At 67.3% G+C, this 13,861-nt stretch carries 13 protein-coding genes; 2 read left to right on the plus strand and 11 right to left on the minus strand.

Going from position 1 to position 13,861, the window contains the following annotated elements:
- Positions 1 to 81 precede the first annotated feature (81 nt).
- The 3 genes from JOE31_RS15305 to JOE31_RS15315 form a co-directional block, all read right to left on the minus strand.
- Positions 82 to 2,310 carry an AAA family ATPase gene (locus JOE31_RS15305; protein WP_209746076.1) on the minus strand — a complete coding sequence of 743 codons (2,229 nt, stop codon included), beginning with the start codon at positions 2,308 to 2,310 and terminating at the stop codon, positions 82 to 84.
- 188 nt (positions 2,311 to 2,498) lie between these two features.
- Positions 2,499 to 3,056 (minus strand): adenine phosphoribosyltransferase, encoded by a 558-nt coding sequence (locus JOE31_RS15310; protein WP_209746078.1) that lies wholly within the window; start codon positions 3,054 to 3,056, stop codon positions 2,499 to 2,501.
- Positions 3,057 to 3,137: 81 nt separating this feature from the next.
- Positions 3,138 to 3,791 (minus strand): DNA-3-methyladenine glycosylase, encoded by a 654-nt coding sequence (locus JOE31_RS15315; protein WP_209746080.1) that lies wholly within the window; start codon positions 3,789 to 3,791, stop codon positions 3,138 to 3,140.
- A gap of 93 nt (positions 3,792 to 3,884) precedes the next feature.
- Here JOE31_RS15315 and JOE31_RS15320 point away from each other — a divergent pair, with 93 nt between their 5' ends.
- The gene (locus JOE31_RS15320) at positions 3,885 to 5,399 is read left to right on the plus strand and encodes a DNA-3-methyladenine glycosylase 2 family protein (protein WP_209746082.1); all 1,515 of its coding nucleotides are present in this window, start codon (positions 3,885 to 3,887) and stop codon (positions 5,397 to 5,399) included.
- Between the two features lie 45 nt (positions 5,400 to 5,444).
- Positions 5,445 to 5,939 carry a methylated-DNA--[protein]-cysteine S-methyltransferase gene (locus JOE31_RS15325; RefSeq protein WP_209746083.1) on the plus strand — a complete coding sequence of 165 codons (495 nt, stop codon included), beginning with the start codon at positions 5,445 to 5,447 and terminating at the stop codon, positions 5,937 to 5,939.
- Positions 5,940 to 5,953: 14 nt separating this feature from the next.
- Here JOE31_RS15325 and JOE31_RS15330 read toward each other — a convergent pair whose 3' ends face one another.
- The 8 genes from JOE31_RS15330 to argB form a co-directional block, all read right to left on the minus strand.
- Complete coding sequence (locus tag JOE31_RS15330; RefSeq protein ID WP_209746084.1) at positions 5,954 to 6,691, minus strand: maleylpyruvate isomerase family mycothiol-dependent enzyme; 738 nt, start codon at positions 6,689 to 6,691, stop codon at positions 5,954 to 5,956.
- Positions 6,692 to 6,722: 31 nt separating this feature from the next.
- The gene (locus JOE31_RS15335) at positions 6,723 to 7,277 is read right to left on the minus strand and encodes a pyridoxal 5'-phosphate synthase (RefSeq protein WP_209746086.1); all 555 of its coding nucleotides are present in this window, start codon (positions 7,275 to 7,277) and stop codon (positions 6,723 to 6,725) included.
- 128 nt (positions 7,278 to 7,405) lie between these two features.
- A complete protein-coding gene (argH, locus tag JOE31_RS15340) occupies positions 7,406 to 8,833 on the minus strand; it encodes an argininosuccinate lyase (RefSeq protein ID WP_209746088.1) in 1,428 nt (475 codons plus the stop codon).
- Between the two features lie 5 nt (positions 8,834 to 8,838).
- Complete coding sequence (locus JOE31_RS15345; RefSeq protein ID WP_043480224.1) at positions 8,839 to 10,044, minus strand: argininosuccinate synthase; 1,206 nt, start codon at positions 10,042 to 10,044, stop codon at positions 8,839 to 8,841.
- A 12-nt stretch (positions 10,045 to 10,056) separates the two neighbouring features.
- Positions 10,057 to 10,620 (minus strand): arginine repressor, encoded by a 564-nt coding sequence (locus tag JOE31_RS15350; protein ID WP_209746090.1) that lies wholly within the window; start codon positions 10,618 to 10,620, stop codon positions 10,057 to 10,059.
- Positions 10,620 to 11,627 (minus strand): ornithine carbamoyltransferase, encoded by a 1,008-nt coding sequence (gene argF, locus JOE31_RS15355; protein ID WP_209746092.1) that lies wholly within the window; start codon positions 11,625 to 11,627, stop codon positions 10,620 to 10,622. Before argF ends, JOE31_RS15350 begins: the two co-directional genes overlap by 1 nt.
- Entirely contained in the window at positions 11,624 to 12,904 is a 1,281-nt protein-coding gene (locus tag JOE31_RS15360) for an acetylornithine transaminase (RefSeq protein WP_209746094.1), read from the minus strand. Before JOE31_RS15360 ends, argF begins: the two co-directional genes overlap by 4 nt.
- Positions 12,901 to 13,833, minus strand: a complete 933-nt coding sequence (gene argB, locus JOE31_RS15365; RefSeq protein ID WP_209746096.1) for an acetylglutamate kinase — start codon at positions 13,831 to 13,833, stop codon at positions 12,901 to 12,903. Before argB ends, JOE31_RS15360 begins: the two co-directional genes overlap by 4 nt.
- Positions 13,834 to 13,861 lie beyond the last annotated feature (28 nt).

The following is a 13,861-nucleotide window of genomic DNA, read 5'->3' on the forward strand; positions in this document are numbered from 1 at the left end:
TTGCCCGGCCCCCAGCGCTGCGTGACAGCGCCCCCGGGGTGGCGGGAGCCCGGGACAAACCGGTCCTCCCGCCACCGGGGATCAGCGTTCGATGCCTGCCGGCACCGGGGCGGCTGCGATCAGCCGCAGCCGCTGTGTGGGCCGGGTCATGGCCACGTAGAGGTCGCCGACGCGTCCGTGTTCATGGTTGAGCATCATGGACGGCTCCAGCACCACAACGCCGTCGAATTCCAGGCCCTTTGCTTCCCGCGGGCTGATGACCACAATGTCCTGCTCGTAGCTGCCGGCCCCGGTACCGACTCGGTGGCCGTAGGCAGCGCGCAAGGCAGAAGTGGCCTGCGGCAGCAGTTCGCCGTCGGCAATCACTGCCAGCAGGCCGCCGTCGAGCGCGTCGAGCTCATCCGGAAGGACCTCAACGAGCCTGCTGACGATTGCCCCGTCATCCACGCGGTCAATGATCGGCGACCAGCGGCCTTCGCGGACGGCCTTGGGAGCAGAGATCACCAGACCGGCGGCGGTGGCCATCCGTGCCGCCGCCTCCGCGATCTGGGAGGGCGTGCGGTAGTTGACGGTGAGTTCCTCGAGCTGCCAGCGGTCGCCGAACATGGGCTCCAGCGCGCTCTGCCAGGACTTGGCGCCAGCCACGGAGCTCGTCTGGGCGATGTCGCCCACGATCGTGAACGATTTCAGCGGGCAACGCCGCACCAACAGCCGCCACTGCATCGGCGACAGCTCCTGCGCCTCATCGACAACGATGTGCCCAAAGGCCCACGTGCGGTCGCTGGTGGCGCGTTCCGCCGCGGTGAGCCGCGCTTCGCGCTCCTGGTTCTGGTCGACGAGTTCCTCGGCCGTCATCAGCACGTCCACCCCGGCGGTTTCCATGTTCACCAGGGTCTGTTTGGCGTTGGCGATGTCCCGGGCACGGTCGTGCTCCTGCTGGGCCAGCCCGCGACCGGCGGCGGGATCAAGTTCGCCCAGCAGTTCGGCCGCTTCATCCAGCAACGGCACGTCGGCTTCGGTCCAGGGGCTGTCCACCGGGCGGCTGAGGAGGGCGCGTTCAGCGTCGGTCAGGTGGGGCGTGCACGCCTCCAGGATCGCCGGCTTGCTGAACAGCTCGGAGATGAGCTTTTCCGGGGTCATCGGCATCCAGCACAGATTCAGTGCGATCCGGACATCGCGAGCAGTGCGGACGTCCTCGGCGAGATACGAACGGTCGGCGTTGTTGCCGATGCTGCCGGCCTCGACGAGCTCGGTCATCTGCTCGGTGAGCTCACGAAGCAGGATCTTCACGAACGTCAGGCGCGCCTCGTTGTGCGGCTTGTGGGTGGCGCGGGCTTTTTCCCGGGCCCGCCGCACCTGGCGGGGTGTCAGGACCAGCTTGCGGCCGTCGACTTCAAGGATCCGGTTCTCAGCCGGAATGCGCTGCCGGTTGGAGACGGCGTTGGCAACCACCTCGGCCATGTCCAGCCTGCCCTTGAGGGCAGCGACGTCCGCTTCCTGTTCGGGCACGGCGTTGATGCCGGGCATGAGCCGGCCGACGCTCGCCATGACCACGCCCGTCTCGCCGAGTGACGGCAGGACGCGCTCAATGTATTTCATGAATGACGACGACGGACCCACCAGGAGAACCCCAGCGGTCTTGAGCCGGTCACGGTGGGTGTAGAGGAGGTATGCGGCGCGGTGCAGCGCAACCGCCGTCTTGCCCGTTCCGGGCCCGCCCTGGACGACGACGGCGCCGGAGATCGACGAGCGGATGATCCGGTCCTGTTCCGACTGGATGGTGCCCACGATGTCGGACATGCGTCCGGTGCGCTTGGAGTTAAGGGCGGCCAGCAGCGCGCCCTCGCCCTGCAGCGATTCATTGTCGGCCAGCATGCCGGCGTCGAGGACGTCGTCTTCGATGGCCTTGACGTCGCGGCCCTGCAGAATAAGGTGGCGCCGGCGGCGCACGCCCTGGCGGTCGAAAGCAGTGGCCTGGTAGAAGTGCCCGGCCTCGGGCGCACGCCAGTCGACCATGAGCCGCTGGAGGTCGTCAGTCGTCAGGCCGATACGGCCGATGTACTGGGCCTCCCCCGAGTCCAAATCGAGGCGGCCAAAAACCAGCCGGTCGTCCACAGCATCCAGCTGTGCCAGGCGGTCCTCATAGAGCGCCGCGAAGGCGTCCCGTTCGGAAACATTTTGCATGGTTCCCACGGCACCGGCACGGCGGACCTGGGCAAGTTGAGTGCGCTTTTCCTCGCGCAACTCATCAAGGCGGGCATACAGTCCGGCAACATAGTCCCGTTCATGGGCCAAATCAGCGTCGAGCATCGAGACTTTCCCCTATCGCAAAAGACAGACCGTCCATTCTACAACCATTTTGATGAACGCGTCTGAAACATTTCAGTGACCCCGGTTTTTCCGCACCCGGCGCCCCCGCGGCTCCGGCCGCGGCTCCGGGACCGGAACGCCCGACGTCGGGCGGCAGGCCCGGCGCGGCTTCGGGACAGGCGCGCGTCCTAGAGCCGGATGAGTGAGCGGACCCGGTGGCCCGTGAGTGCCGAGCGTCCACGCAGTTCACCAAGTTCCATGACCACGCCCACGCCGGCAACGTGGACGCCGCAGCGTTCAAACAGGCGGGTGGCGGCGCCGAGCGTACCGCCGGTGGCAAGGACGTCGTCGAGAATCAGCACACGGCTCCCGGCCGGCAGGTCAGTGGTGTGCAGCTCGAGCGTTGCCGTCCCGTATTCCAGCGCATAGTCCTCCGCGACCACCTTGCGGGGGAGCTTTCCGGCTTTTCGCACCGTGATCACGCCAGTATCGGTGGCATAGGCAGCAGCGGCCGCCAGCAGGAAGCCGCGGGCTTCCACCCCCGCCACGGCGTCGAATTGTCCTTTGAACGGCTCAACCAGTGCGTCCACCACGGCACGGAGGGCGGCACCGTTGGCAAAGACCGGCGTCAGGTCCTTGAAGATGATTCCGGGCTTGGGATAGTCCGGCACGGTGGCGCAGAGGCTGCTGATCAGCTGGTCCACAGGAACGCTTCGTCTGGTTTGGCCCGACTCGCTTTGATTCACGCATCCACCCTATGCCGGTGGCGGCCATTCTTCACGATCCGGACGTCCGCGGCGCCGAAGCCTGGGCCGAAGCGGCGGCGCCTAAACAGGACGGGCCTTCGCGGCCTTGTAGCGGGAGACCGTGGGATCGCCGGTCAGCCAGTACCGCCACGGATAGGCGTGGCTGCCGCCGGCCCCCGAAACCCCCACCCGCGGCCCGGTGCTGATGTCGCGTGCCCGCGCCACCGGCAGCTCCAGCCTGAACGGTTCACCGAGCGCGTCCCGCCCGCTGTCCGCCGTCGTCAGTCCCAGTGCGGTGGCCAGCCTGGCGGGCCCGCTGGCCAGGTCTTTGGAGGATTTCGACGTCGGGCGTCTGGTACGTGCCAGGTCTTCGCCAGCCACGATTTCCCCGCCCCGCAGGAGCAGGGCCGACGCTGTACCGGGCGGTCCGCAGACGATGTTGGCGCAATAATGCATGCCATAGGTGAAGTAGACATACAGGTGCCCGGCGGGTCCGAACATGGGCTTGTTTCGCCCGGTCTGTCCGCGGAAGGTGTGGGAACCGGGGTCCGGGTGCGGGGAGTCGTGCGGGCCAAGATAGGCCTCCACCTCGGTGATCCGCACGGAGACCGCACCCTCTGGACTGTCATGGGTGAGTATGGCCCCAAGCACCAGGGGCGCCACGTGCCGGGCGTCCCCGGAAAGTAACTCCCGCACGGCGTGTTCGTGTCCGGGTCGCGGCGGGCTGCTGCTCATGCATCGATTTTAACAAAGGCCGACCTCAGCATGGCCCACGGCCGTGTCCGATTTCCGCTAGCACCCGGGTTCCCGAGCTGACAGGATGGAGCCATGGACTTCTGGCAGCGGTACCGGGCAATCGATGCCCGCGACCCCCGTTTCGACGGGCAGTTCTACACAGCCGTCCGGACCACAGGCATCTACTGCCGACCCTCGTGCCCGGCCCGGACGCCGAAAGCGGAGAACGTCACGTTCTACGAAACCTCCGCTGCGGCCCACGACGCGGGATACCGGGCCTGCAAGCGTTGCCTTCCGGAAGCCGTTCCGGGAACGCCGGCGTGGAACATCCGCTCGGACATCGCGGGGCGGGCCATGCGGCTCATCAACGACGGCGTCATCAACCGCGACGGCGTGGAAGGGCTCGCGTCGCGGCTCGGCTACTCCTCGCGGCAGCTCAACCGGATCCTCAGCCACGAGCTTGGCGCCGGCCCGCTGTCGCTGGCCCGGGCCGGCCGGGCACAGACGGCCCGGACGCTGCTGGTTTCCACGCAGATGAAGCTCGCCGACGTGGCATTCGCGGCCGGGTTCAGCAGCGTCCGCCAGTTCAACGAAACAATAGGCGAGGTCTTCGACATGACGCCGACGGCTCTCCGGGGCACCGCGCGCCACCACCGGACGCCTACTGCGACGACGGCCCTGACGCTGAACCTGCCCTACCGTGAACCGTTCGACCCGGGCATCTTCGAATTCCTCGCCGTGCGCTCCATTCCCGGGATCGAGGCCGGCACCGGAACCTCCTATGCGAGGACCTTGCGGCTGCCGCACGCTGACGCCCGCTTTAGCGTTGAGTTAGACGCCGGCGCCCCGGGGCGGCCCCTGGTCCTCACCATCGGGGCCGTGGACCTCCGGGACCTGCCGTCGCTGCTCAGCCGGGTCCGGCGGCTCCTGGACCTCGATGCAGACCCCGTTGCCATCGACAGCGCGCTGGAAGACGATCCGCGGCTGGCACCCGCGGTCAAAGCCTTTCCGGGCATGCGGATGCCCGGGGCCGTGGATCCGCAGGAGTTGCTGATCAGGGCGATGATCGGCCAGCAGATCACCGTCGCGGCCGCCCGGACCGCCCTCACCCAGCTGTCCGCCTGCGGAAGCGAGAGCCTGGTGCCGGCTGATGGCCTGCACCGCCTCTTCCCCACTGCGGCCCAGATCGCCGACCCGGGATTCGCCCTGCTGCGTGGTCCGCAGCGGCGGATTGACTCGGTCCGCGCCGCAGCCGGCGCCATGGCCGCAGGGGAACTCGACTTCGGTTACGGAGACGACCTGGCAGGCCTGCAGTCCAAGCTCCTGCCGCTGCCCGGGGTGGGACCCTGGACGGTGGGGTACGTTGCCATGCGCGTGATCGGTGCACCGGACGTGTTCCTGGCCAATGACGCCGCCGTGCGCAACGGCATCCTCGCCCTCGACACCGGCCCGCAGGCGGGTGAACGGCCGCCCGGCGTGCAGCCCGCGGACTTCACGGACGTGAGCCCCTGGCGTTCCTACGCCACTATGCACCTCTGGCGTGCTGCCGCCATGCGCCCTCAAGCCAGGCCGAGGCGGCAGGCCGAGTCTGCCGCCTCGATGAGTTAACCCTGAAGAGTTAATCCCGGAGATTTAACCCAAGAAAGCGAAGAAATGAAAGCCCAATTGCTGACCATGTCCACCCCGGACGGTCCGTTCACCATCATTGCCCGCGACGGCGCCGTCCTGGCGTCCGGCTGGACCGCGGAGGCTGCGGAGCTGACCGGGCAGATCCATCCCGAACTGCTGCCGGATGAATTAGTCCCGGCCCTGGATCTTGGCGATATCTCGGACGCCGTGGTTGCCTTCTACGCCGGCGATCCGGAGCCTGCGATGCGTGTGCCGGTCCTGCAGAAATCGGGGCCGTTCCGCAGCCATGCCTGGGATGTCCTCCGGACGGTGAGCCCCGGACGCCCGGTGACCTACACGGAATACGCGGAGCTCTCCGGAAACCCGAGGGCCGTCCGGGCCGCGGCGAGTGCCTGCGCCTTCAACGCGGCAGCCCTGTTCGTACCGTGCCACCGCGTGGTGCGGACAGACGGCACGCTGGGCGGATTCCGGTGGGGGCTCGCCGTCAAGGAAAGCCTGCTGGGACGCGAGAAACGCTGACGGAGCCGGCAACCCTACTTGCTGGCCGGAACGCCCGCGGGCCACGGCAGGAGTTCCGGAAGATCCACCCCGTCGGCAGCAGCAGACGCACGCAGGCTGCCCAGCGAGGGCTCACGCCCCGCGAGCCAGGCCGCGATGTCCGTCAGCATTCCGTTAATGACGATGGATCGGTTGCCGGTACCAATGGTCACCGGCGGAAGGCCAAGTGGCTGCAGCACGAACCGCTGGCCCTCCGGCACGCGGGCGGCCAGGAAATCGAACAAGTGCTCGCAGAAGGGCCGGCTCCAGGATTCCGGGCCACGTCCGGTGTTCAGGTCCGAGGCATGGATCACGAGTTCGCGCCAGAGGGCCAGGCCACCGTCCATAACCACTCCCCCGCGGTAGGAAATCGGCACCTGCCAGGCGCTGGCATCCAAAGCATCGAAGGCCCGCAGGGCGTGCTCCAGCGCAGAATCCACATCCGCCCGGTGTTGCTCCAGGGTGTGCCCGGCGGACATTTCGATGGCTTTGGTGCGGCCTTCAAAGCCGCCGTCATAAAGTTCAACTGTCTCGCCGCGGCCGGCGAACTCAAGTTGCCGGGCCATGGCATTCGAAATGCCGGCCAGGTGCGCAAGCACGTGGCCCCGGGTCCAGCCCGGCAGTAAGGAAGGGGCCGTCACGTCTTCTTCGGTGAGTTTGCCGGCCTGGGAGGCAACGACGTCGGCAGCTTTGTGGAGTTCGGCGAGCAGCGCGTCCGGTGTGATTGCGGTCATACCCGCCATCGTAGCGGACAGTTAATCGCCCTTAACGCAGGTCCCTGCCGGAATCGCGACCGTCAGTACCGGCACCGTAGCGGTGGCGCACGTGGCGGCGGTCGTGGCGGGCCTGCCAGAACTCAATCTCGTCCGGCCGGACGGCGTAGAGCTGCCAGTCCGGATTGCCGCTGCCATCCGCCGCAGGCCTGGCGGCCCAGTCCGCTGCCGAGGCCTCTGTGGACAGCTCCACGACGCCGCCTGCCACGCGGACCTGCCGGCCCTGCAGCGGCCAGTAGAAATTCAGGGCCGCCTTCGGGGTCGCCGCGAGTTCCTTGCCCTTGCGCGAGGTGCGGGACGTCGCGATGTGCCAGCCGTCGTCGTCGATGTCCTTAAGGATCAACATCCGCGACGAGGGCTGGGCGCCGGCCCCGACCGTAGCCAGGCTGCACGCATGCGGCTGGGGTTCTCCGGCGGCCAGCGCCTCTGCCAGCCATTGCCGGAACAGCTGGGCCGGGTCAGCCGGCGCCTCCGCCGGATCAAAATCCGGAAGGTCGTCGGGAAAGTCCGGCAGGGCACGAAGGTACTGGCGGAAGGATTCGCTCATGCACCCACCATAAACGCACAACGCTCTCTCACTTATTGCATGACCACCGGCAACGCTCTCTCACTTTCCCGGGGAAAGTGAGAGAGCGTCGGCCAAATAGCTGCAACAAGTGAGAGAGCGTGTGGGTGTTAGCCGGCGTACTCCCGCACGCCGGTCAGCTCGGCTTCCAGCGCGATGAGCTGGCGCTCGACGGCGGCAGGTGCCGTCCCGCCCTGGGAGTTGCGGCTGTTGAGCGAACCCTCGGTGGAAAGGACCGTGCGGACCTCCGGCGTCAGGTGCTCCGAGATGGCGGCATATTCCTCGTCCGTCAGGTCCCAGAGTTCAACCCCGCGGCTTTCGGCCTGCTTCACGGCTGCGCCGGAGAGCTCATGCGCCTCGCGGAACGGAACCCCCTGGCGGACCAGCCATTCGGCAATGTCCGTGGCCAGGGCGAAGCCCTGCGGTGCCAGGGATTCCATCCGCTCGGTGTTGAATTTCAACGTCGCAATCATGCCCGAGACGGCCGGAAGCAGGACCTCCAGCGTGTCGGCGGCGTCGAAGACCGGCTCCTTGTCCTCCTGCAGGTCGCGGTTGTACGCGAGGGGCAGGCCCTTGAGCGTGGCCAGCAGCCCCGTCAGGTTGCCGATCAGGCGTCCCGCCTTGCCGCGGGCCAGTTCTGCAACGTCCGGGTTCTTCTTCTGCGGCATGATCGAGGAACCGGTGGAGTACGAATCGTGCAGGGTGACAAAGGAGAATTCCTTGGTGGCCCACAGGATGACCTCCTCCGACACGCGCGAGAGGTCCACACCGATCATGGCCGTGACCCAGGCGAACTCGGCGAAGACGTCGCGCGAGGCGGTGCCGTCGATCGAGTTATGCGTCGCGGAGAAGAAGCCGAGTTCCGCCGCCACTGCCTCCGGGTCCAGGCCCAGCGAGGAGCCCGCAAGGGCGCCGGAACCGTAGGGCGAAACGCCTGCGCGCTTATCCCAGTCCTGCAGCCGCTGCACATCGCGCAGCAGCGCCCAGGCGTGGGCGAGCAGGTGGTGGCTGAGCAGGACCGGCTGTGCGTGCTGAAGGTGCGTGCGTCCGGGCATGGCCACGCCCTGGTGCGCCCTGGCCTGTTCCACGAGGGCATCGATCGTGGCGAGCACGCCGCGGGCGATGATCCGGGCATGGTCACGCAGGAACATCCGTCCCAGCGTGGCCACCTGGTCGTTGCGGGAGCGCCCGGCGCGGAGCTTGCCGCCGAGCTGCGTACCGGCACGCTCGATGAGGCCGCGTTCCAGCGAACCGTGGACGTCCTCATCGGACTCCGCCGGCAGATAGGCGCCGGAGGCAACGTCTGTATCAAGCCTGTTCAGGGCGTCCAGCATGCCCTCGAGCTCGGCGTCGTCCAGCAGGCCGGCTTTGTGCAGCACGCGGGCGTGCGCCTTGGACCCGGCAATGTCATAACGGGCCAGCCGCCAGTCAAAGTGCGTGGACTTGCTCAGCGCCGCAAGGGCGTCGGCGGGGCCGCCGGCGAACCGGCCGCCCCACAGTGCGCCCGTATTGGTGGCTTCGGACTTTTGCTCAGCCACAGGGGCTACTTTCCGGCGACGCGGATGTCGCGGCCGGAGGCAACCTTGGCGGACATGCCCCACAGCTCGATGAAGCCGCGCGCCATCGACTGGTCGAAGGTGTCGCCGGTGTCGTAGGTGGCGAGGTCGAAGTCGTAGAGGGAGGTCTCGGAGCGGCGCCCGTTTACCACTGCCTGGCCGCCGTGCAGCGTCATGCGGATGTCACCGGAGACGTACTTCTGGGTGTCCTCGATGAAGGCGTCCAGGGAGCGTTTGAGCGGGGAGAACCACTGGCCGTCGTAAACCAGCTCGGACCAGCGCTGGCCGACAGTGGCCTTGAAGCGTGCCTGTTCGCGCTCAACGGTGATGTCCTCGAGGTGCTTGTGCGCGGTGATCAGCGCCATGGCGCCGGGGGCCTCGTAGATTTCGCGGGACTTGATGCCGACAAGGCGGTCCTCGACGACGTCGATCCGGCCCACACCCTGGGCGCCGGCGCGGCGGTTGAGCTCCTTGATGGCCTGCAGCGGGGTGACCTTGACGCCGTCGATCGCGACCGGCACGCCGGCTTCGAAAGTGATGGTGACTTCATCCGGGGCCGGCGGGAATTCCGGGGTGGCGGTGTAGTCGTAGATGTCCTTGGTGGGGGCGTTCCAGATGTCCTCGAGGTAGCCGGTTTCGACGGCGCGGCCCCAGACATTCTGGTCGATCGAGTACGGGTTCTTCTTGGTGGTCTCGATCGGCAGTCCCTTTTCCTCGGCGAAGGCGATGGCCTTGTCGCGGGTCAGGGCGAGGTCGCGGACCGGGGCGATGCACTTCAGGTCCGGGCCGAGGGTCTGGATGCCCACTTCGAAGCGGACCTGGTCGTTGCCCTTGCCCGTGCACCCGTGCGCCACGGTGGTGGCACCGAATTCGCGGGCTGCCTTGACCAGGTGCTTGACGATCACCGGGCGGGAGATCGCGGAGACCAGCGGGTAGTGGCCCTGGTAGAGGGCGTTGGCCTTCAGCGTGGGCATGCAGTACTCGTTGGCGAACTCGTCGCTGGCGTCGGCCACGTAGGCTTCGACGGCGCCGCAGCCCAGGGCACGCTGGCGGATGGTCTCCAGCGACTCGCCGCCCTGCCCGACGTCGACGGCCACGGCGATGACCTCGGCACCGGTTGCTTCACCGATCCAGCCGATCGCTACGGAAGTATCCAGGCCACCGGAGTAGGCCAGCACAATACGCTCAGTCACTTCAAATGCTCCTTAGTTGTTTGGTTCTTGGTTGTCTTCAAGCTTATGGCCGGCTTCTTCGGCAAACTGCAGGAAGCGGGCGGCCACTTTCCCGCCGCCCTGCGGATCCCGCGTGACCAGCAGCACCGTGTCGTCCCCGGCGATGGTCCCCAGGATGGACGGCATGACCGAGTGGTCGATCGCCAGTGCCAGGAAGTTCGCCGCACCCGGCGGGGTCCGGAGCACCACGATGTTAGCCGAAGCTTCAGCGGTCACGAGCAGTTCCCCGCACAGCCGGGCAAGCCGGGCGTCCAGGATCTCCTGGGTAACGCCCGCCTTGGCCGCACGTTCACCGCCCTCTCCCGGAACGGCGTACACGAGCACGCCGTCCTTGCCCCGGACCCGGACCGCGCCGAGTTCCACGAGGTCGCGGGACAGCGTTGCCTGGGTGACCTGGACGCCGTCGTCCGCCAGCAGGGCGGCAAGCTCGGCCTGCGAACGCACTGACTCACCGGTCAGGATCGCGGTGATCCGCGCCAGCCTGGCCGTTTTGGTGGCCGGGCTGGCGCCCTGTGCCGCCGGAGGGTTGGTGGACACTAGAACGTGCTCTCCACGGTGCCTTCAACGGGAGAAAGACCGTCGACGAATGCCAGACCGGACCGGTGCATTAGCCACGCCATCAGCGCCTTCTGGGCGTGGAGGCGGTTTTCCGCCTCGTCCCAGACGATCGACTGCGGACCGTCAATGACTCCTGCGGAGATCTCATAGCCCCGGTACGCCGGCAGGCAATGAAGCACGACGGCGTCCGGCGCCGCGAGCTGCATCGCCGCTTCGTCGACGGAATAGTCGCGGAACAGCTGGAGCCGGGCTTCCTTTTCGGCCTCCTGGCCCATCGACACCCAGGTGTCCGTAGCGACGACGTCGGCCCCCTTGAGAGCTTCCGCGGCATCCGTGGTGATCAGCACCGAGCCGCCCGTTTCCGCGGCCCGCTCCTCTGCGGCGGCGACGATTTCCGCGGCCGGCAGGTAACCCTCCGGACCTGCAATGCGCACGTGCATCCCGGCGGTCACCCCGGCCAACAGGTAGGAGTTCGCCATGTTGTTGGCGGAGTCACCGAGGTAGCTCATGGTGAGGCCCTTGAGCTCGCCCTTGTGTTCCTTGACGGCCAGCAGGTCGGCCAGCAGCTGGCAGGGGTGGTAGTCATCGCACAGGGCGTTGATGACGGGGACTTTGGAGTTTTCCGCCATGGTCACCAGGCCCGAATGGGCACCGGTGCGCCAGACGATGGTGGAGACCATTCGTTCCAGGACCTTGGCAGTGTCCTCCACGGATTCCTTGTGGCCGATCTGCGCCTCGCCCGGGTTGATGATGAGGGCGTTTCCGCCCATGTCAGCCACGCCGGTGGCGAAGGAAACGCGGGTCCGGGTGGACGTCTTGTCGAAGATGACCGCGACAGTTTTGCGTCCGCTGCCTTCGGCCGCGAACGGCTGGACGCTGTAGGGCGCGGCTTTCATGCGGACGGCGAGGTCCAGGACCTCGGCCTGTTCTGCCGGGGTGAGGTCGGTGTCCTTGAGGAAGTGACGGGTGGTTGCGGAGCTGGTCACTGGGCATCCTTTGCGGTCTGGAGGAGCGTGGGCAGTGCCTCGATGAAGCTGTCGGCCTGTGCAGCCGTCAGGATCAGCGGCGGGGCGAGGCGGATAGTGCGCGGACCCGGGCTGTTGACGATGAACCCGGCATCCAGTCCTGCGGTCACGACGGCGGGCGCGATGTCCGCGTCCAGGTCAAAGCCGATCAGGAGGCCTTCGCCCCTGACTTCCGTCACGCCGTCGACTGCCGCGAGCTTCGAGCGGAGGTGCTCCCCCACCGTACGGACGTTGTCCAGGACGCGCTGGCTCTCGATCGCGTGCAGTGTGGCCAGCGCGGCGGCCGTGGCCACCGGGTTTCCGCCGAAGGTGGTGCCGTGCTGGCCTGCGGTGAGGAGCGAGGAGGTTTCAGGGCCGAAGGTGATCAACGCCCCGATTGGGAAACCGCCGCCCAAGCCCTTGGCGAGCGTCACTGCGTCCGGGACGATGCCGGCGTCTTCGCTGGCCAGCCACTTGCCGGTGCGGCCGATGCCGGTCTGGACCTCATCGAGGATCAGCAGCGCTCCTGCCTTCGTGGTCGCTTCGCGGGCGGCCTTCAGGTAGCCGGGGGGCAGCGGCCGGACGCCGGCTTCACCCTGGATCGGCTCCAGGAAGACAGCCGCAGTCGTTTCATCGATTTCCCCGATCAGTGCGTCGATATCCCCGAACGGGATGTGGACGACACCGCCGGGCAGCGGTTCGAACGGCGCCCGGTAGGCGGCCTTGGCAGTCAACGCCAGGGCGCCCATGGTGCGGCCGTGGAAGGCACCCTCGAGCGCGATGATCTTGGTCCGCCGTTTGATGATTCCACCTTCGCCGGCCGACGCCTCGGCCCCCGAGTTGCGGCGCGCCAACTTGAAAGCAGCCTCCACGGCCTCGGTGCCGGAGTTCGCGAAGAACACTTTGGAGCCAGCCGGCGCCTTGGCCAGTTCGAGCAGCTTTTCGGCCAGCGCGATCTGCGTGGGGCTGGTGAAGAAGTTGGACACGTGGCCCAGGGTGGCGAGCTGGCTGGAGATCACCGACGTCACGAACGGGTGCGCGTGGCCCATGGCGTTCACGGCAATGCCGCCGAGCAGGTCGAGGTACTCCTTGCCGTCGGCATCCCAGACCAGGCACCCCGCGCCGCGGACCAGGACCCGCTGCGGCGTGCCGAAAACGCCCATGAGGGACGAGGAATAGCGCGCCAGCCACTCGGCTCCGGTTGTGTGGCCTTTGGTTTCGACCAGCTCAACCACCGGGGATTTTTCTATCTGGCTCATGCGTTCGTTTCCTCGTCCGGGACCACCTGCGTGCCGATTCCGGCGGTGGTGAATGTTTCCAGCAGCATGGAGTGCGGCAGGCGCCCGTCCACAATGTGTGCGCGCTCCACGCCGTCGTCAACGGCCTTCAGGCACGCGGCCATTTTGGGGATCATGCCCGATTCAAGCCTCGGCAGCATCTCCCGCAGTTCGGAGGCCGTGAGGGATGAAATCAGCGACGACTTGTCCGGCCAGTTCGCGTAGAGGCCCTCGACGTCGGTCAGGATGACCAGCTTGGAGGCCCCCAGCGCCGAAGCGACGGCGGCCGCCGCGGTGTCCGCGTTGACGTTGAGCACCTGCCCGGTGGTGGATCCGTCGTCGGCTATTTCCGGGGCAACAGTTGAGATTACCGGGATCCTGCCGGCCGCGAGGATGTCTACGATGCCCTCGGGGTTGACGCCCACGACTTCGCCCACGAGGCCCAGGTCCACTTCCTCGCCGTCCACGACGGTTCCGGTGCGGACGGCACGCAGCAGTCCGCCGTCTTCACCGGACATGCCGACGGCGTACGGGCCGTGGGAATTGATCAGGCCCACGAGTTCACGCCCCACTTGGCCGGTCAGCACCATGCGGACCACGTCCATGGCCTCGGGGGTGGTGACGCGCAGCCCGCCCTTGAATTCGGACTCGATGCCGAGGCGGCTGAGCATGGCGTTGATCTGCGGTCCTCCGCCGTGCACCACCACAGGGTGGATACCTACGTGGTGCAGGAAGACGACGTCCTCGGCAAACGCCCGGCGGAGGTCATCGTTGACCATGGCGTTGCCGCCGTATTTGATCACCATGGTGGTACCCGCGAAGCGCTGGATCCACGGCAGGGCTTCAATCAGGGTGCCTGCCTTGTCCTGGGCATCACTCATGGAGGTGGTCTCGCGTGTCTGGGTGTTCATGCTGCTGTCTCCCCGGAAGGTGGGTGCG

This window comes from Arthrobacter sp. PvP023 (assembly GCF_017832975.1).
Taxonomy (GTDB): Bacteria; Actinomycetota; Actinomycetes; order Actinomycetales; family Micrococcaceae; genus Arthrobacter.